This window comes from Streptomyces sp. NPDC001443 (assembly GCF_053597355.1).
Genome location: NZ_JBSFIA010000001.1, coordinates 480,034 through 497,589, shown reverse-complemented (window position 1 = coordinate 497,589; position 17,556 = coordinate 480,034). Strand labels below are relative to the sequence as shown.

General features: G+C 71.5%; 18 protein-coding genes and 1 pseudogene. 8 read left to right on the top strand and 11 right to left on the bottom strand.

Features of this window, described 5'->3' with window-relative positions:
* The first annotated feature begins 39 nt into the window (after window positions 1–39).
* Together ACWC24_RS02115 and ACWC24_RS02110 are read left to right on the top strand one after the other, a co-directional pair.
* Window positions 40–255, top strand: coding sequence for a hypothetical protein (locus ACWC24_RS02115; RefSeq protein ID WP_450660886.1), 216 nt, complete (start codon window positions 40–42; stop codon window positions 253–255).
* Window positions 256–316: 61 nt separating this feature from the next.
* Entirely contained in the window at window positions 317–1,465 is a 1,149-nt protein-coding gene (locus ACWC24_RS02110; RefSeq protein ID WP_450660885.1) for a serine hydrolase domain-containing protein, read from the top strand.
* A 14-nt stretch (window positions 1,466–1,479) separates the two neighbouring features.
* On the opposite strand, the gene ACWC24_RS02105 is transcribed toward ACWC24_RS02110, so the two are convergent.
* Both ACWC24_RS02105 and ACWC24_RS02100 read right to left on the bottom strand, forming a co-directional pair.
* Window positions 1,480–2,067, bottom strand: a complete 588-nt coding sequence (locus tag ACWC24_RS02105; protein ID WP_450660884.1) for a TetR family transcriptional regulator — start codon at window positions 2,065–2,067, stop codon at window positions 1,480–1,482.
* A gap of 26 nt (window positions 2,068–2,093) precedes the next feature.
* The gene (locus ACWC24_RS02100) at window positions 2,094–3,104 is read right to left on the bottom strand and encodes an aldo/keto reductase (RefSeq protein WP_450660883.1); all 1,011 of its coding nucleotides are present in this window, start codon (window positions 3,102–3,104) and stop codon (window positions 2,094–2,096) included.
* Window positions 3,105–3,294: 190 nt separating this feature from the next.
* Between ACWC24_RS02100 and ACWC24_RS02095 the strand changes: the two genes are divergently transcribed.
* Window positions 3,295–4,407: an endonuclease/exonuclease/phosphatase family protein gene (locus tag ACWC24_RS02095; RefSeq protein WP_450660882.1), complete on the top strand. Its 1,113-nt coding sequence runs from the start codon at window positions 3,295–3,297 to the stop codon at window positions 4,405–4,407.
* Window positions 4,408–4,461: 54 nt separating this feature from the next.
* Here the strand turns inward: ACWC24_RS02095 and ACWC24_RS02090 are convergent, their stop codons facing one another.
* Window positions 4,462–5,844 (bottom strand): glycine--tRNA ligase, encoded by a 1,383-nt coding sequence (locus tag ACWC24_RS02090; protein ID WP_450660881.1) that lies wholly within the window; start codon window positions 5,842–5,844, stop codon window positions 4,462–4,464.
* Between the two features lie 182 nt (window positions 5,845–6,026).
* Here ACWC24_RS02090 and ACWC24_RS02085 point away from each other — a divergent pair, with 182 nt between their 5' ends.
* The 4 genes from ACWC24_RS02085 to ACWC24_RS02070 are packed head-to-tail and all read left to right on the top strand — an operon-like array spanning window position 6,027 to window position 9,166.
* Entirely contained in the window at window positions 6,027–6,989 is a 963-nt protein-coding gene (locus ACWC24_RS02085) for a metal ABC transporter substrate-binding protein (protein ID WP_450660880.1), read from the top strand.
* Between the two features lie 28 nt (window positions 6,990–7,017).
* A complete protein-coding gene (locus ACWC24_RS02080; RefSeq protein ID WP_450660879.1) occupies window positions 7,018–7,785 on the top strand; it encodes a metal ABC transporter ATP-binding protein in 768 nt (255 codons plus the stop codon).
* Entirely contained in the window at window positions 7,785–8,687 is a 903-nt protein-coding gene (locus tag ACWC24_RS02075) for a metal ABC transporter permease (RefSeq protein WP_450660878.1), read from the top strand. Before ACWC24_RS02080 ends, ACWC24_RS02075 begins: the two co-directional genes overlap by 1 nt.
* A 59-nt stretch (window positions 8,688–8,746) precedes the next feature.
* Entirely contained in the window at window positions 8,747–9,166 is a 420-nt protein-coding gene (locus ACWC24_RS02070) for a Fur family transcriptional regulator (RefSeq protein WP_450660877.1), read from the top strand.
* A gap of 47 nt (window positions 9,167–9,213) precedes the next feature.
* On the opposite strand, the gene ACWC24_RS02065 is transcribed toward ACWC24_RS02070, so the two are convergent.
* Both ACWC24_RS02065 and ACWC24_RS02060 read right to left on the bottom strand, forming a co-directional pair.
* Window positions 9,214–9,747, bottom strand: a complete 534-nt coding sequence (locus ACWC24_RS02065) for a YcxB family protein (protein ID WP_450660876.1) — start codon at window positions 9,745–9,747, stop codon at window positions 9,214–9,216.
* 47 nt (window positions 9,748–9,794) lie between these two features.
* A pseudogene (locus ACWC24_RS02060) lies at window positions 9,795–9,992 on the bottom strand (histidine-type phosphatase); the annotation flags it as partial.
* A gap of 191 nt (window positions 9,993–10,183) precedes the next feature.
* Between ACWC24_RS02060 and ACWC24_RS02055 the strand changes: the two are divergent.
* Window positions 10,184–11,944, top strand: coding sequence for an IS200/IS605 family accessory protein TnpB-related protein (locus ACWC24_RS02055; RefSeq protein WP_450660875.1), 1,761 nt, complete (start codon window positions 10,184–10,186; stop codon window positions 11,942–11,944).
* Between the two features lie 24 nt (window positions 11,945–11,968).
* Here the strand turns inward: ACWC24_RS02055 and ACWC24_RS02050 are convergent, their stop codons facing one another.
* Genes ACWC24_RS02050 through ACWC24_RS02025 form a run of 6 tightly spaced genes read right to left on the bottom strand, consistent with a single transcriptional unit; the run spans window position 11,969 to window position 17,556 of the window.
* Window positions 11,969–12,811, bottom strand: coding sequence for an isoprenyl transferase (locus ACWC24_RS02050; protein ID WP_450660874.1), 843 nt, complete (start codon window positions 12,809–12,811; stop codon window positions 11,969–11,971).
* Window positions 12,812–12,842: 31 nt separating this feature from the next.
* Complete coding sequence (gene recO / locus ACWC24_RS02045) at window positions 12,843–13,592, bottom strand: DNA repair protein RecO (protein ID WP_450660873.1); 750 nt, start codon at window positions 13,590–13,592, stop codon at window positions 12,843–12,845.
* A 58-nt stretch (window positions 13,593–13,650) separates the two neighbouring features.
* On the bottom strand, window positions 13,651–14,634 hold the full coding sequence (locus ACWC24_RS02040) for a hypothetical protein (RefSeq protein WP_450660872.1): 984 nt from the start codon (window positions 14,632–14,634) through the stop codon (window positions 13,651–13,653).
* A 39-nt stretch (window positions 14,635–14,673) separates the two neighbouring features.
* A complete protein-coding gene (locus ACWC24_RS02035; protein ID WP_450660871.1) occupies window positions 14,674–15,657 on the bottom strand; it encodes an SCO2521 family protein in 984 nt (327 codons plus the stop codon).
* A 1-nt stretch (window position 15,658) separates the two neighbouring features.
* Window positions 15,659–16,642, bottom strand: coding sequence for an SCO2522 family protein (locus ACWC24_RS02030; protein ID WP_450660870.1), 984 nt, complete (start codon window positions 16,640–16,642; stop codon window positions 15,659–15,661).
* A complete protein-coding gene (locus ACWC24_RS02025; protein WP_450661044.1) occupies window positions 16,639–17,556 on the bottom strand; it encodes an SCO2523 family variant P-loop protein in 918 nt (305 codons plus the stop codon). The genes ACWC24_RS02030 and ACWC24_RS02025 overlap by 4 nt, the downstream gene beginning before the upstream one ends.

Sequence of the window (17,556 nt, the reverse complement as noted above, 5' to 3'; positions counted from 1 at the left end):
CGGGCCGGAATTCGCCCGGCCGGGACCACTGGAGGCGTCGTGCCGATCAACACGAGCAAGGTGACCCGCTGGGACCAGCACGGACGTGAGCACGTGGTCACGGTGCGGCGCTCGGGCGTGCAGCGCACGATCAGCTGCGACACGTGCGGCTGGCGGCAGAGCACGCAGTTCCTGCCCTGGCTGAAGGCGCAGGAGCACCTGGCCGAGGCCCACCAGGCCACGGTCGACCCCACGGAGGCGCGGACGTCGCGATGACTTCCCGGCGCACGGGCAGTCGTACCCCTACGACGCTCCCGTCCCCGTCGGAAGGCCTGCCATGAGCGCTCTGCACGACACCCTGCGAAGGTACGTCGAGAACGGGACGGTGCCCGGTGCCGTCGGGCTGGTGGCCCGCGGCGACGACGTCGAGGTGGTGACGGTCGGCTCCGCGGACGCCGAGGGCACCGCCCCGATGGCCCGTGACTCGATCTTCCGTATCGCCTCGGTCACCAAGCCGCTCACGGCGGCGGCGGTGCTGATGCTGGTGGAGGACGGCCGGATCGGCCTGGACTCCCCCGTCGAGAAGTGGCTGCCGGAACTGTCCTCGCCGATGGCGGTGCGCACCCCGGCGAGCCCCGTCGAGGACGTGGTGCCCGCCGCCCGCCCCATCACGGTCGAGGACCTGCTGAGCTTCCGGGCGGGCTGGGGTTTCCCCGCGGACTTCTCGCTGCCCGCGGTCCGGGCGCTGTCCGAGGTGCAGAAGGACGGCCGCTTCCCGCAGGAGTGCCCGCCCCCGGACGCCTGGACGGCCGCGCTCGCCGGGGTGCCGCTGCTGCACCAGCCGGGCGAGGCCTGGCTGTACCACACCTGCTCCGACCTCCAGGGCGTGCTGGTCGCCCGTGCCTCGGGCGGCACGCTGCCGGACTTCCTGGCGGAGCGGCTCTTCGAGCCGCTGGGGATGCGGGACACGGCGTTCAAGGTCCCGGCCGACCGGCGCCACCGCTTCACCACGGCCTACCGGCCCGGTCCGGACGGCACCCTCGTCCTGGCGGACACCCCGGACGGCGCGTGGAGCCGGATGCCCGCGTTCCCGTCCGGCGGCGGCGGGCTCGCCTCCACGGCCGACGACTGGCTGGCCTTCGCCCGGATGCTGCTGGCGGGCGGCGAGGCGAACGGCCGCCGGCTGCTCTCCCCCACCTCGGTGAGCCGGATGACGACCAACCACCTGACCGCGGGGCAGCGCGAGGCCGGCGCCCTCTTCCTGGAGGGCCAGGGCTGGGGCTACGGCGGCCAGGTCGACGTCGCCCCCGTCGACCCGTGGAACGTGCCCGGCCGCTACGGCTGGGTCGGCGGCACCGGCACCACGGCCCATCTCGTCCCGGCGACGGGCACGGTCACCGTGCTGCTGACCCAGGTGGCGATGACCGGTCCCACGCCCACGCCGCTGATGCGGGACTTCTGGCGGTGCACGGCGACCGGGCGGTAGTCACCGGCCGGCGGTCACCCGCGCAGGCCGCGCACCAGCAGGTCCACCAGCGAAGCGAAGTCCGCCTGCGCCTCCGGCCGGGTCCACACCCGGGCGTACCCCGGGTCGTGGAAGCGGCCGGAGGCCTGGAAGACGGCGCGGGCGGCGGCGGCCGGGTCGGGGACGGCGAAGGCCCCGGTCCCGACCCCCTCCTCGACGATCCGGGTCAGCTGACCGGTCAGGTCGGCGATGTGCGCGGCGACCGCCTCGGCGCTCTCGGCGGCCAGCACCTGGTACGTGGCGAACAGCTCCGGGTCGCCGCCCGCCTTGCGGCGCTTGGCGTCGAACAGGGAGCGCAGCCAGTCGCGCAGCCTGGCCTCGGGGTCGCCGGGGCCGTACGCGAACGCGGCGAGGCCCTCGGCGGTGCGGTCCAGCCACCGTTTGGTGACCGCCTCGCGCAGCGCGGCCTTGGTGCGGAAGTGGCGGTAGACGCTGCCGTGGCTGACGCCGAGCGCGCGGGCCACGTCCACCACGGTCGCCTTCTCCGGGCCGTGGCGGCGCAGTACCTCCTCGGTCGCCTCCAGGATGCGTTCGGCGGTCAGGGTCTCGGTGCTGGGTGCCATACCTCAGACCGTACCCAGGGGGGTGGTCAGCGCTCGCTGTCGAGGTGGGCCAGGGCGGCGGCCCCGTAGCGGTCGCCGGCGGCGGCACCGGCCGGGACGGCCTGCTCGATCGCGGCGAGGTCGGCGTCGTCCAGCCGGACGTCCAGCGCGCCGAGCGACTCCGTGAGCCGCTCCCGGGTGCGGGCCCCGACCAGCGGCACGATGTCCTCGCCCCGGGCCAGCACCCAGGCGATGGCGATCTGCGCGACGGAGACGCCCTTCTGCTCGGCGATCTTCCGCAGGGCCTCGACCAGGCCCAGGTTGTGCCGGAGGTTGTCGCCCTGGAAGCGGGGCGAGAAGGCGCGGAAGTCGTTCGCCGCGAGCTGCCGGTCGGCGCTGAAGTGCCCGGAGATCAGACCGCGCGAGAGCACTCCGTACGCGGTGACGGCGATGCCCAGCTCACGGGTGGTTGGCAGGATCGACTCCTCGATGCCCCGGGAGATCAGCGAGTACTCGATCTGGAGGTCGGCGATCGGCGCGGTGGCCGCCGCCCTGCGGATGGTCTGCGCGCCGACCTCGCTGAGGCCGATGTGCCGGACGTGGCCCTGCTCGATCAGTTCGGCGATCGCGCCGACGGTCTCCTCGATGGGGACGGCCGGGTCGAGCCGGGCGATGCGGTAGACGTCGATGTGGTCGACGCCCAGGCGCTGGAGGGAGTACGCGGCGAAGTTGCGGACGGCGGCCGGGCGGCCGTCGTAGCCGGACCAGTCGCCGTCCGGGCCGCGCAGGGCGCCGAACTTCACGCTGACCAGTGCCTGCTCGCGCCGGGCGGAGGGGGCGGAGCGCAGGGCCTCGCCGAGCAGCATCTCGTTGTGGCCCATGCCGTAGAAGTCGCCGGTGTCGAGCAGGGTCACGCCCGCCTCCAGGGCGGCGTGGATCGTGGCGATCGACTCGGTCCGGTCCGCGTCGCCGTACAGCGCGGACATGCCCATGCAGCCGAGGCCGAGGGCGGAGACCTGGGGGCCGGTGGTTCCGAGGGTTCGGGTGCGCATCGTCATGCACACCAGCCTGGCATGACAGATGACAGATTTCAATATTTGTCAGTCGTGTCGCCCGCCCTCCGTCGCCCGAGGTCCGTCCGGTCGACGGGGCGGGGACCCCGAGGACAATGAGAGATGTCGGTGCGCAGTCACCTCGGCGGCGCCTGCCGCCGGCCGAGCGGCTCTCCGCGCCGCCATGGAGGCTGCCATGAGCATCCGCATCGCCACCTTCAACATGGAGAACCTCTTCCGCCGGCCCACGGCCTTCCGCGCCAAGGACCCCGCCGAGCGCAAGGAGGTCCTCGAGGACTTCGCCACGCTGGTCGCCCTCCTGGACCTTCCGGTGTACACGGACGACGACAAGAAGAAGATCGCCGGTCTCATCGAGAAGCACCGGGCGTACGACATCGACCCCGAGGACCCGCCGCCGATCTACGTCAACCAGTCCCGTCCGGGCAAGGACTCCGGACTGTTCAAGCCGCCGGAGTCGGAAGAGAACCCTCGTATCAAGGTCACCGCCTCCGGTCGTGCCGCCTGGGCCGGCTGGGCCGAACTGGGGCAGGACGACCTCGAACTGGACGTGGTGCGCAACACCGGCCGGGTGGTCTCGGAGGTCGACGCCGACATCCTGCTCACCGTGGAGGTCGAGGACCGCCTCACCCTGGAGCGGTTCAACACACAGGTGCTGGAGGGGGCGCTCGGCCGGCGCCCGTACCCCTACGCCCTGCTGATCGACGGCAACGACCCCCGGGGCATCGACATCGGGATCCTCAGCCGGCACCCGATCACATCCGTGCGGTCCCACCTCTTCGACACCGACCCGGAACACCCCGACCGGCGCCTCTTCAGCCGCGACTGCCCCGAGTTCGAGATCCAGCTCGACGGGACGCCCCTGGTGCTCATCGGCAACCACCTGAAGAGCAAGTTCCAGGACAACCCCTGGCTGCGACTGGCCCAGGCGAAGCGGGTCGCGGAGATCTACCGGGCCGCTCTGGAGCGGACCCCGCACGTCGTCGTCGCCGGGGACCTCAACGACGACCCGGACAGCGATCCGGTGCTGACCCTCCAGGACACCGGGCTGCGGGACGCCATGAGCCACCGCTCCTATCGCGGCCTGCCCGGCACGCACGGAGACTGCAAGGCCGAGCGGGACAAGCTCGACTATCTGCTGCTCGCCCCCGAGCTGTGGTCCGAGGTGCAGCACGTCGGCCTGGAGACCCGCGGCATCTTCGCGGACGGCATCAAGTCCTTCGACACGGTGAACTCGAAGAACAACGCGGCGTCCGACCACGCCTCGCTCTACGCGGACCTGGACCTCTGAGAACGACGGTTCCCCGCACCCCTGGCGGGGTGCGGGGAACCTGGCGTGCGGGACCTAGCAGCCGATCAGACGGGCGGCGAGGTAGCCCTCGATCTGGTCCAGGGAGACGCGCTCCTGCTTCATCGAGTCGCGCTCGCGCACGGTCACGGCGTTGTCGTCCAGCGTGTCGAAGTCGACGGTCACGCAGAACGGGGTGCCGATCTCGTCCTGGCGGCGGTAGCGGCGGCCGATGGCGCCGGCGTCGTCGAACTCGATGTTCCAGTGCTGGCGCAGCGCCGCGGCGAGACCCTTGGCCTTCGGGGACAGGTCCGCGTTGCGGGACAGCGGCAGGACCGCGGCCTTCACCGGGGCGAGGCGGTGGTCGAGGCGCAGCACCGTGCGCTTCTCCATCTTGCCCTTGGCGTTGGGGGCCTCGTCCTCGACGTAGGCGTCGAGGAGGAAGGCCAGCATGGCGCGGCCGACACCGGCGGCGGGCTCGATGACGTAGGGGGTCCAGCGCTCGCCGGCCTCCTGGTCGTAGTAGGCGAGGTCCTGGCCGGAGGCCTTGGAGTGCGCGCCGAGGTCGTAGTCGGTGCGGTTGGCGACGCCCTCCAGCTCACCCCACTCGTTGCCGCCGAACTGGAAGCGGTACTCGATGTCGGCGGTGCGCTTGGAGTAGTGGGAGAGCTTCTCCTGCGGGTGCTCGTACCACCGCATGTTCTCCTCGCGCAGGCCGAGACCGGTGTACCAGTTCCAGCGCTGCTCCATCCAGTACTCCTGCCACTGCTCGTCCTCGCCCGGCTTGACGAAGAACTCCATCTCCATCTGCTCGAACTCGCGGGTGCGGAAGATGAAGTTGCCGGGCGTGATCTCGTTGCGGAAGGACTTGCCCATCTGGGCGATGCCGAACGGCGGCTTCTTGCGCGAGGCGACCTGCACCTGGGCGAAGTTGGTGAAGATGCCCTGGGCGGTCTCGGGGCGCAGGTAGGCGACGGAGCCGCTGTCCTGGGTCGGGCCGAGGTGGGTGGAGAGCAGGCCCGAGAACTGCTTGGGCTCGGTGAAGGTGCCCTTGTTGCCGCAGTGCGGGCAGCCCAGGTCGGCGAGGCCGTTCTCCGGGAGGCGGCCGTGCTTGGCCTCGTACTGCTCCTCCAGGTGGTCGGCGCGGAACCGCTTGTGGCACGAGGTGCACTCGGTCAGCGGGTCCGTGAACGTGGCGACGTGACCGGAGGCGACCCACACCTCGGGGGCCAGGATCACGGACGAGTCGAGACCGACCACGTCCTCGCGGGACGTCACCATGTAGCGCCACCACTGGCGCTTCAGGTTCTCCTTGAGCTCGACGCCCAGCGGTCCGTAGTCCCAGGCGGCGCGCTGGCCGCCGTAGATCTCACTACAGGGGAATACGAAGCCACGGCGCTTGCTCAGGCTGACGATGGTGTCGATCTTGTCGGCGGCCACGGTGCTCTCTTCATAAGGACGACGGGCGGCGAAGCGAGAAGCTTCCAGCGAATGCTTCAGGGTACCGGCGTGGGCTCCCCCTCAATCAAATCGGGCCTGCTTCCGAGGGCCGTCCGGGCTCACCGGGCCCTCACCGCCCCGCTTGTTGACAACGGTTTCCATGTTTGTTGAAAATGAGTGTCATGAACGTACGACGACGGCACATATCCGGGGTCGCGATCGCCGTGGCCTGCGCGCTCGGACTCGCGGGCCTGTCCGCGTGCACGACCGACAGGGCGGCCGCGGCCGCCGAGGGCAAATTGGACGTGGTCGCGTCGTTCTACCCGATGGCCTTTCTCGCCGAGCGGATCGGCGGCGGCCACGTGCAGGTCACCAGCCTCACCAAGCCCGGCCAGGAACCGCACGACTTGGAGGTCAGCGTCCGCCAGCGGGTGCGTATCGAGGAGGCCGACGCGGTGGTCTACCTCAAGGGCCTGCAGCCCACCGTGGACGAGGTCGTCGCCCAGTCCGAGGCGAGGACGAAGATCGACGCCGCCGCCCTGACCACGCTGGAGCAGCACGGCACCGAGGTCGGCGGCCACGCGGCCGAGCACGACACCCACGACCACGACCACGAGGAAGCCGGCAAGGACCCGCACATCTGGCTCGACCCGGTGAAGTACGCCGAGGTCGCCCGGGGCGTCGGCGCGGCCCTCGAGAAGGCAGACCCGGAGCACGCGGCCGACTACCGCAGGAACACCGCGGCCCTGGTCGAGAAGCTCGGCGAGCTCGACACCAGGTTCCGGGAGGGACTGGCCGGCGCCGGCTCCAAGGTCTTCATCACCACGCACGCCGCCTTCGGCTACCTCGCCGAGCGCTACGGCCTCACCGAGGAGGCCGTCACCGGCCTGGACCCCGAGTCCGAGCCGAGCGTGAACCGCGTCAAGGACCTGGAGACGATGGCGAAGGCCGACGGCGTCACCACCGTGTTCTACGAGACGCTCGTGTCCGACCGGACCGCCCGGACCATCGCCGAGGACGCGGGGCTGCGCACGGACGTCCTCGACCCGATCGAGGGCATCACGGACCGGTCCCGCGGCACGGACTACTTCTCGGTCCAGGAAGCGAACCTCAAGGCGCTGCAAACCGCGCTGGGTGCCAAGTGATCAAGTGATCTCAACGGAGGATGCAACCATGAGCGAAGCCGTCATAGCGCTGCGCGGCGTCCGCGCCGAGCTGGGCGCGCGTCCCGTCCTGCGCGGCATCGACCTCACCGTCCGCCGCGGCGAGGTCGTCGCGCTGCTCGGCGCCAACGGCTCCGGCAAGTCGACGGCCGTGCGCAGCGTCATCGGCCAGGTGCCGGTCAGCGCCGGCGAGATCGAACTGTTCGGCACCCCGCGCGCCCGCTTCCGCGACTGGCGGCGGGTGGGCTACGTACCGCAGCGCACCACGGCCGCGAGCGGGGTGCCCGCGACGGTCACCGAGGTCGTCTCCTCGGGCCGGCTGTCCCGGGCCCGCTTCGGCGTGCTGCGCAAGGCCGACCACGCGGCCGTGCGGCGGGCCCTGGAGCTGGTCGGCATGGCGGACCGGGCGAAGGACTCCGTCGACGCCCTGTCCGGCGGCCAGCACCAGCGGGTGCTGATCGCCCGGGCGCTGGCCTCCGAACCCGAACTGCTGATCATGGACGAGCCGATGGCGGGCGTCGACCTGGCCAGCCAGGAGGTGCTCGCGCACACCCTCGGCGAGCAGGTCGCCCAGGGCACCACCGTCCTGCTGGTGCTGCACGAACTGGGCCCGGTGGAGCCCCTGATCGACCGGGCGGTCGTGCTGCGCGACGGCTGCGTCCTGCACGACGGCCCGCCCCCGCAGGCGGTCGGCCAGCACGCGCTGCCCGGCCACGACCACGTCCACCCGCACGCTCCGGCGGGCGCCGAACCGATCCGCACGGGACTGCTGAGCTGATGGAACTCCTCGACTACGCCTTCGTCCAGCGGGCCCTGCTCGCCGCCGTCCTGGTCGGCGTCACCGCGCCCGCCGTCGGCATCTACCTCGTCCAGCGCCGCCAGGCCCTGATGGGCGACGGTCTCGGCCACGTCGCCATGACCGGCGTCGGCCTCGGCGTCCTGCTGAACGCCTCGCCCGTGTGGATGGCGACGGCCGTCTCCGTCCTCGGCGCGGTCCTCATGGAGCTGATCCGCTGGTACGGCAGGACCCGCGGCGACATCGCCCTCGCGATGCTCTTCTACGGCGGCATGGCCTGCGGCGTGATGTTCATCAACCTCGCGCCGACGGGCTCGAACGCCAACCTGACGTCGTATCTCTTCGGCTCGCTGTCGACGGTGTCGCAGTCCGACGTGACGGCGATCTGCCTGCTCGCCGGCTTCGTCGTACTGGTCACCCTGGGACTGCGCCGCCAGCTCTTCGCGGTCAGCCAGGACGAGGAGTTCGCGCGGGTGACCGGGCTGCCGGTGCGGGCGCTGAACCTGCTGACGGCCGTCACAGCGGCGGTCACGGTGACCGTCGCGATGCGGGTGGTCGGCCTGCTGCTGGTGTCCGCGCTGATGGTGGTGCCGGTCGCGGCGGCCCAGCAGCTCACCCGCAGCTTCGCGGCGACCTTCGCGATCGCCGTGGCCATCGGCGTGACCGTGACGATCGGCGGCACGGTCACCTCGTACTACCAGGACGTGCCGCCCGGCGCGACGATCGTGCTGCTGACCATCGGGGCGTTCCTGGCGCTGACCGCGCTGGCCGCGCCGCTGGCCCGGCGGCGCGCCCGTGCGCTCGCCGCCGCCCGGCCCGAGGGCGACCCCGCAGAGTGCACGATTCCGGCCAGCCGGGGGGCCGACGGCCCGGTCGGCGTCTGACCACGGGCGGGCCGGGCTGGCACAATGGCCCGGCAGGCGCAGACGTGAGGAGGCACCCCGTGACGACCGCTGGACCGCCCGTGAAGGGCCGCTCCACCCGGCAGCGCGCCGCCGTCGCGGCGGCGCTCGACGAGGTCGACGAGTTCCGCAGCGCCCAGGACCTGCACGACATGCTCAAGCACAAGGGCGACTCGGTCGGTCTCACCACGGTCTACCGCACGCTCCAGTCCCTCGCCGACGCCGGCGAGGTCGACGTGCTGCGCACCTCCGACGGCGAGTCCGTCTACCGCCGCTGCTCCAGCGGCGAGCACCACCACCACCTGGTCTGCCGCGTCTGCGGCAAGGCGGTGGAGGTGGAGGGCCCGGCGGTGGAGACGTGGGCGGAGGCCGTCGCGGCGGAACACGGTTTCGTCAACGTGGCCCACACGGTGGAGATCTTCGGGACCTGCGCGGACTGCGCGCGGCCGCGGCAGGGCTGAGCCGCCCGGCACCGCCCCGGTACGGGGGCCTGTCCGTCCGGCAGTCCCTACACCCGGCTCAGACGGCGGTCGAGGATCGCCCGCAGCCGGTCGGCGTCGGCGGGGTCCGCGAGGCCCCGCTTGGGCAGCGGCGTGAAGCAGGTCGCGTTCTTGTCGTCGCTGTAGAGCGTGAACAGCTCCGCGCTCTCGCGGTAGCGGGGCTGCCCCGACCAGTTGACCGTGGCCGAGCCGTGGTCCGTGGTCACCGTCACCCCGTCGTCCGTCACGACCGCCCGGAAGACGCCGTTGCGGGCGGCCGTCCGCTGCGCCGCGCGCGCCTGCATCCACGGGATGAACAGCAGCACGACCGCGCTGACGGCCGGCCAGACCGTCAGGAACAGGTCCACCTCGGCTCCGGCCGCCCCGGCGGCGGCCTGCGCGGCGGCCAGGCAGAACAGCAGGCCGATCACCAGGTTGCCGCGGCGCCCCGACCTGCTGAACCGCCGGCGTTCCCACACCACGTGGCTGAAGTCCCGCCTGGTCATCCGATAGGTCAGCTCGACCGTCTCCGGCGCCGCGTCCCGCCCCGTGCCTTTATCCATGTTCATGACCATGGGGCGGGATCGTACAGCGAAGGGCCGAAAAGCGGTCATCGGCGGCCGAAGCAGCGCTCCAGCTCGTCGAGGTCGTAGAACGTGCTGCCCGCGGCGATCGGACGGCAGCCCTTCCTGAAGGCCGTCTCCTTCTCGTTGTAGAGCATGCGCACCAGATAGCGGCCGCCCTTGGCGAAGACGTCCCACTGGATGTTCGCGCCCAGGGGAGCCACCGACGCGCCCCGCCAGGGGTTCGGAACTGCTGCCGCTTGACCATGAGCGAGCAAGCTTTCGTGAGTATGGGTGAGTGGTGGGTGGCGGCATGCGGCGGGTGTCGGTGGGTGGGAACAGGGGTTTGTCGGTCGAATGCGTGACCTTTTCGGGTGGGGTTCGTTGGGCGGGGTGACCGGAGTGGCGCGGCGTTGGACGGGCGGGGGTGGGTGGGGTGCGGGAGGTGGCGGCGTCGTTCGTGGTGCCCGGCCCCACGGGGGTCGCGGTCCGGGCCCGGCTTCGGGTGTCGCAGGCGGACGTGGCGGTGCTGACCGAGGTGGGGGTGTTCCTCGGCTCGCTGGCCGCGCGTGATCTCGCGACCCGTGTCCGGCACGGGTCGGAGCATGATACGGCCGCATGGGCGGTGCGCAAGCGGGAGCTGACCGGCGCCTCGTCCGCCAGGTGGGCGGGCAGTATCACCAAGGCCACGCATGACCAGTGGGCGCTGGCCCGGAGGGGACAGGCGGCCGAGCTGGGGTGGCTGCGCGGGCAGATCGCGTCGATCGAGGCGCGACTGGCCCGGCCGCTGGGCGCGAAGGCGGACCGGCGGGCGGGGCTGGCCCGCGGCTACGGCTCTCGGGCGGAGTGGCATGCCAAGTCCCGCCGCCTGCACGCCTTGTGGGACCGGCTGGCGCGGGTCGAGGCAGACCGGGCGGCCGACCGGGTGCACGTGGTGCGCGGCGGCAAACGCCTCGCCCATCTGCGCCACCATCTCGACCAGGCCGGCCTGGATGCGGAGGCGTGGCGGGAGCGGTGGCGGGCGGCACGGATGTTCCTGACCGCGGACGGGGAATCAGGCAAACGCTTCGGCAACGAGACGATCCGCGTCACCGACACCGGACAGCTCACCCTCAAACTCCCAGCCGCGCTGGCACATCTGGCCAACGCACCGCACAGCCGCTACCTCCTCGACGCGACCGTCACCTTCACCCACCGCAGCGGGGAATGGCTCGACCGGATCACCGCCAATCGGGCCGTCGCCTACCGGATCCACCACGATGTGGTGCGCGGCCGCTGGTACGTGACCGCCTCCTGGCAGTACACCCCGGTCCCGGTACTGCCGCTTCAGGCGGCGTTGGCGCAGGTCGTGGTCGGTGTCGACATGAACGACGACCACCTGGCAGCCTGGCGCCTGGACGTGCACGGCAACCCGGTCGGTGAACCCAGGCGCTTCTTCTACGACCTCACCGGTACCACCGCGCACCGCGACGCGCAGATCCGGCACGCGCTGACCCGCCTGCTGCACCACACCCGTACTACCGGCGCGGCGGCGATCGCCGTCGAGGACCTGGACTTCACCGACGGCACCAGCCGGGAGAAGCACGGCCGCAACAAGCGCTTCCGCCGCCTCATCGCCCGCTTCCCCACCGCCAGACTCAGGGCGAGGCTGGTGTCGATGGCCGCCGAGCAGGACATCGCGGTGGTGGCTGCCGACCCGGCCTACACCTCCCGGTGGGGCGCCCAGCACTGGCAAAAGCCCCTGACCAGCAACATCCGTAAGGTTTCCCGGCACGATGCCGCGAGCATCGCGATCGGGCGACGCGCCCTCGGACATCCGATCCGGCTGGAGGCACCTCCCAGGCCCTTAAGGCACTGGGAGAGGACGGCACCGCCCCCACACGACCGGAGTGATCGTGCGGGGCATCGGACCGCCCAGGCCGGACCGGACACCCGAGAGCGTGAGGCGCTGTTCATCAGCGGCCTCCGGCCGCGGGCCGCCCCCGCCTTCCCGGACCACGCACCGGATCCGTGCTGCCCGGCAGCGGAGCGAAAGCGGGCGACCAGCGTGCCCAGCACCGTTCGGGGCACACGGCTGAGCACCCACAGTCCTGGAGACAGGACTCACTCCCGCTCAGTCTTTAGGAAGGGTGGGAGTCAGGCGTCTCATGGGCGGATCGTCGACGACCGTCGTGAACCCCCGGTGGCCCCGAGGTGACCGCGGGCGACGCCAGGACCTGTCCTACTCGGCGGCCGGGTCCCCGCCCTCCATCGCCAGCAGCTCCTCGTTCGGGATCGCGCCGCCGAACCGCCGGTCGCGCGAGGCGAACTCGACGCAGGCCCGCCACAGGTCGCGGCGGTCGAAGTCCGGCCACAGCACGTCCTGGAACACCATCTCGGCGTACGCGCTCTGCCAGATCAGGTAGTTGGAGGTGCGCTGCTCGCCGCTCGGGCGCAGGAACATGTCCACGTCCGGCATGTCCGGGTAGTACATGTACTTCGAGAGGGTCTTCTCGTTGATCTTCGACGGGTCGAGCCGGCCCGCCTTCACGTCCTCGGCCATGGCCTGGGCCGCGTCGGCGATCTCGGCACGGCCGCCGTAGTTCATGCAGAAGTACAGCGTGAGCGCGTCGTTGTCCTTGGTCTGCTCCTGGGCGATCTGGAGCTCCTTGGCGACCGACTTCCACAGCTTGGGCATCCGGCCCACCCAGCGCACCCGGATGCCGAGCCCGTCGAGGGTGTCGCGGGTCTTGCGGATGAAGTCGCGGTTGAAGTTCATCAGGAAGCGCACCTCGTCGGGCGAGCGCTTCCAGTTCTCGGTGGAGAAGGCGTACAGGGAGATGCTGCCGACGCCGATCTCGACCGCGCCCTGGAGCACGTCGAGGACGCGCTCGGCGCCGACCTTGTGCCCCTCGGTGCGCGGCAGCCCGCGCTCCTTGGCCCAGCGGCCGTTGCCGTCCATGACGATCGCCACGTGCTTGGGGACCAGCTCGCCGGGGAGCTTGGGCGCGCGGGCGCCGGAGGGGTGCGGCTCCGGCGCCTTGTACTCGCGGCGCTGGCGTCCCAGGAACCCGCGTACCACCATGTGCTTCTCGTCTCCTCTAACGGCCTACGGCTTATTTCTCAACGTACCGAAGCGAGCGCAGCCCGCGCTCCAGATGCCAGTGCAGGTAGGCGGACACCAGCCCGCTGCCCTCCCGGACGTGCCTCGGCTCGCTGGCGTCCGCGGTCTCCCAGTCTCCCGTAAGCAGCGCGCCGAGCAGCTCCAGGGTCGCCGGTGAGGGTACGACACTTCCCGGCACCCGGCAGTCCACGCACAGGGAGCCCCCGGAGGCCACCGAGAAGAAACGGTTGGGTCCGGGCATTCCGCACTTCGCGCAGTCGTCGAAGCTCGGCGCGTAGCCGTTGACGGCGAGGGAGCGCAGCAGGAACGCGTCGAGGACGAGATGCGGGGCGTGCTCGCCCCGGGCGAGGGTGCGCAGGGCGCCGACGAGCAGCATGTACTGCTGGACGGCCGGCTCACCCTCGTGGTCGGTGAAGCGCTCGGCGGTCTCCAGCATGGCCGTCCCGGCGGTGTACCGGGTGTAGTCGGTGACGATCGCGCCGCCGTACGCGGCGATGATCTCGCTCTGCGTGCACAGCGGCAGCCCGCGGCCGACCAGCTCGCTGCTGCCCCGCGCGAAGAACTGCACGTCCACGTGGGAGAACGGTTCGAGGCGCGCCCCGAACTTCGACTTCGTGCGCCGCACGCCGCGGGCCACCGCCCGCACCCGGCCGTGGCCGCGGGTGAGCAGCGTGATGATCCGGTCCGCCTCACCCAGCTTCTGGGTGCGCAGCACGATGCCGTCGTCGCGGAACAGACTCATGGGCCCATTGTCGCCCACGGCGGATGCGCTCCGGGGACGGAGTCGGGCAGGAGCGGGGTCAGGAGGCGCCCGGCTCGGGCGGGGTCGTCGTCCGCACGGAGTCCGGTAGCCCGTTCTGGCTGATGCCCCACAGCTCGGCGAAGCGCTTGACCCGCTCCTGCACCTCCTTCTCGGTCGCGTCCACCGTCGTCCAGGAGGGCACGCCCATCTGGTCCGCGGTGATCTCGTAGGACAGCGCGCCGTCGAAGATGATGAAGTCGATCATCTTGCCGCGCTGGGCGTTGATCGGCAGGTGCGGCAGGGCCACGACCCGCACCTCGATGCCGATGCTCCGCTGCTCCTCGCAGAGCTCGTCGAGGGTGGCGATGTCCTCGGGCTGCTTCACCACGAACAGCCGCCGCACCTTGACCCTGCGCTGCGGGTCGTCGATCGCGACGCGCTGTGCCTCCAGGTACCGGCCGGCGGGCTCGCTGTTCCAGAAGTCGCCGTCGACGGGCGAGGTGCTGATGGCGTCGATGGAGGTCGTGGCGCACTTGGTGAGCGTCAGCAGCCAGTCGTGGTTCTCGCCCGGCGACTTGGCGTTGAGGTTGGCGAAGTTGTACATGTACCCGGCGAGGCGCTCGATCTCCTGGCCCGCGAAGTCGTGCAGGATCTTGGGCCCGTTGGCGACCACCTTCGTGGCGTACTCGGCCAGCCGGGGCACCCCGTCGCCCCGGAGCTGTTCCACCTCGTTGAAGAGCTTGGTCGCCTCGCCGATGTCCACGAAGCGCTGCTCGACCACCCCGCGCAGCTCGCCGAGCTGCTGAGCGAAGGTGATCATGAACTGGACGATCAGGATCGCCCCTCCGAACAGGACGGACAGGACCACCCGCCACAGGTCGTCCGGGCCCGGGGAGATGACGTTGGTCAGCACATAGGCTCCGCCTCCCGTCGCCACGGTGATCAGGAGTTTGCGCAGCAGCGAACGTGCGCCGTCGTCGGGTCCCCGGTCCCCCCGGCCGGTCGTCGTGCTGTTGATTCGCGTAGATATCGGAGCGTTCATCTCGTTTCTCCCCCGTCGGGATCGAGCTGCTGTGCGCGGTCAGGGCGCCATGAGGGACTCTCGCTGCGCCGAGGCGGCCCGCAGGGCGAGTTGGTCCCGGACGCGCTGGACCTGGGTGTGCCACTGCCGGCTGAAGCCGGGGTCGTCCTCGAGCACGTCCCACAGGGCGACGAGCCTTCGGTCCACCCGCGCTCTCGGCATCCACAGGTGCAGCAGATGGTCGACGAGCGGGCCCAGCACCTTCAGCGCGGCCGCCCCGTCCGCGGATCCGATCCGGATACCGTCGAGTTTGTCGACGACGGTCGTCAACAACCAGTCGTGTACCGCGAAATCCTCGGCGAGCCGGGCCACGGCGGTGGGTTCGATGCCATCCGGCACCCTCAACTCGACCAGTCGCATCCCTCCTTCGGTGACCGTGAAGCGTTCGAGCGACACGCCCGCGCCCGCCGCCGCGGGCAGCGCGGCCCAGCGCAGGCTTGTGGTGCGGGAGGTGAGGGGCACGTCGTAGTCGGCGAGCAGCCGGTTGCGGGAGACCGTGCCGAGGAGGCCCTCGGCCACGGAGCCGACGTCGAGTTCGTCGCCGCCGGGCGTCCGGTCGCAGTCCAGGAAGCCGTGCGCGGCCGCGGTGGCGGGGAGTCTGCCGACGGGGACCAGCACGCCCGGCCGGACCAGGTACCAGCCCCACGGCCGACGCCGGTCCGGGCCCGCCGCGGGGGCCGAGAAGTACGCCGAGGCCTGGAGGACGCGGCCCTCCGTGAGGCTCGCGCGGGCCGCCACCGTGCCGACGACCCGGGCCTTGGCCCGGTTGGCGGTGGGCAGTCGGCAGTCGACGCCGGTGAGCACCTCGGGAGAGACCACGTACAGGTTGGGGCGCTTCGAGGTGCGGATCCGTTCGTCGGCGCGCAGCCGCAGCAGCCGCTCGGAGACGGCCGCGCCCACCGCGTCCCGGCAGGGCAGCAGACAGGTGCGCACCTCGCCGCAGGCGAGGTGCGGGCGGCGCTCCGTCTCCCCCGTCGCGCCCATGTCACAACCCCGGCGGGAACACGTAGGACGTGCGCTCCACGACGCCCTCCGGCACGGGATGGCCCTCGGCGGCGGCCCGCGCGACGACCTGCTCCTGCGCTCCGGCGTCCACCTGGGTCTGTTCGAGGACGACCCGGACCGCGTGCTCGACGGGCAGGAAGCGGGACGGGAGCACGCTGCACGTGCGGTAGGCCGTGAAGGGCGCCGCCGAGGGGTCGAGCCGCAGCAGGCTCGGCAGGGCGTCCCAGTCCTCCGGGAAGGCGGCGCCGTCCCGGCTCTCGGGGACGAGCACGGCGTCGCCCTTGTCGCGCAGCAGCCCCAGGCGGGCGAGCTGCCATACGGCGGCCAGGAAGGCGCAGGACCAGACGCGGCTGCCGGTGTGTTCCTGCCACAGTTCGACGTCGACGAAGACGGAGTGGCCGCGGGCGCCGGTCTCGCTGGGCGGCTGCCAGGCGGCCGCGGTGTCGAGGGCGGCCGTGGTGCGCCGGTCGGGGGCGCGGCGGCCGTTGCTGAGCCAGCCGGTGCGGCCCAGGGGCGGGCGGAAGCCCCTGCTGCCGGGCGGAGGCGTCTCGACGAGCCGGTCCAGGACGGCGTCGGCGAGTCCGCCGCGCTCGGGCCGCCGCGGGTCGGTGCGGGCGCAGCCGGACTCACGGGCCAGGTAGTCGATGCCGAGGCCGGCCCGCTCGGCCGCCTTCAGCAGGGGCGGCAGGAGCTCGGCGGGGGTGGCGAGGCGGCTGAAGTAGTCGTCGATCAGGAAGCAGGTGCTCACCCGGGGCGGCCTGCCGTCCGGGAGCGCGGGCACCGAGGCGCGCGCGGCCTGCACCCAGGGGCGTACGGCGGTGAAGTGGTGGTACAGCCGCTCGGGGCCCTCCGCGAAGTCCTCCATGTACAAGTGGCCGAGTTCCAGGGACAGATGGGAGTAGGGCACGGCCTCGGTGCGCGGCTGGGCAGCGGTCTCCTGGAAGACGGTTCCGCTTTCGCTCACAGCTGCCCCCAGTACTTGTCGTCGGCCAGCCGTTCGGCGAGTCTGCCCATCGCCTTCCAGGTCTCGACGTTGGCGATCCCGCTGTCGAACACGTCCTGTTCGGTGATGAGTTGTTCGCGCAATTGCAGGACGGGTTCCAGCGGCACCGATCCGAGAACCCTGCTCCTGCCGATGCCCAGATCCGCGGCGATGGTCTCCAGTTGTTTGTTGTACTCGTGCATCCACGACGACTGGGCGGGCGGCACCTGCGACCACAGCGGCGATTTGAGATCGGGCACGGCCGCCCGTACGAAACGGATGGAGCCGAGCAGGGTCTGCCGGTCGTGCCCCATGGCCTCGCCCGCGCTCACGATGCCCTGTCTGCCGCCGACGAGTTCGGCGGCGGCCGTCACATGCTGGCGGGTCCAGCGGTGGTAGACGAGCCAGCGGGACTTGATGCGCCGTAATTCCTCCTGCGCGGTGACCGCGAGTGCCAGGTCCATCGCGTAGCTGCGGCCGGCGCTCAGGTCCACGACGATCACATGGAATTCGCGTTTCAGCCGGAGAATCAGATCCACGCAGCGGTGGAGGTTCTCGGTGTCGGTGACGAATTCGCCGCCGGTGCGGTCCCCGGGAAGGAGAACGAGGCGTCCGGAGCGGTCGGGTTTGTCGCGCAGGACGTAATGCTCCGTGCGCGCCCAGACGTCGACGCGCATCGGTTCCCCCGTCTCGCCTTTCAGATACGAGTGCAGGCCGCACCCTTCGGCTTCCTTGAGGACGTCGGGCAGGTCGAAGACGGCCGGGGCGGTGGGCGAGCCGAAGTCGAAGTCGAGGTAGCAGACGTCGATCCCGTCGAGGGCTCTGCGGTAGGCGAGGTTGGCGCTCGTGACCGAGCGGCCGGTGCCTCCCTTGTCGGAGGCGGCGAAGACCAGCAC